A 574-nucleotide genomic window follows, 5' to 3' on the forward strand; every position below is an offset into this window, starting at 1 on the left:
ACCGCCCCAGTCAAACTACCCACCATACAATGTCTTGATGCCGGATAACGGCAATCAGTTAGATACCAAGAAAAACAAAAGAGGTATTTCACTGTTGACTCCACAAAAGCTGACGCCTTTGCTTCAATGTCTCCCTCCTATGCTAAATATGTTTTTCCTAATACCAATGTAAAGTTGCAGTAAAGGTGCACGGGGTCTTTCCGTCTAACTACGCGAACTCCGCATCTTCACGGAGAATTCAATTTCACTGAGTTGATGTTGGAGACAGCGGAGAAATCGTTACGCCATTCATGCAGGTCGGAACTTACCCGACAAGGAATTTCGCTACCTTAGGACCGTTATAGTTACGGCCGCCGTTTACTGGGGCTTCAGAAATGAGCTTGCACCCATCGCATTAACCTTCCAGCACCGGGCAGGCGTCAGACCCTATACATCCACTTACGTGTTAGCAGAGCCCTGTGTTTTTGATAAACAGTCGCTTCTCCCTGGCTTGTGCCACCTTTCAATGGTTGCCCAAAAAAAGGTCTTCTTTATCCCGAAGTTACAGAAGCATTTTGCCGAGTTCCTTCAACAT

1 rRNA gene is annotated in these 574 nt (G+C 46.5%); it reads right to left on the reverse strand.

Going from position 1 to position 574, the window contains the following annotated elements:
* A 23S ribosomal RNA gene (locus tag V3391_RS17510) occupies window positions 1-574 on the reverse strand; the annotation flags it as partial.

The sequence above is a fragment of the Luteimonas flava genome (assembly GCF_036584485.1).
Classification (GTDB): Bacteria; Pseudomonadota; Gammaproteobacteria; order Xanthomonadales; family Xanthomonadaceae; genus Luteimonas; species Luteimonas flava.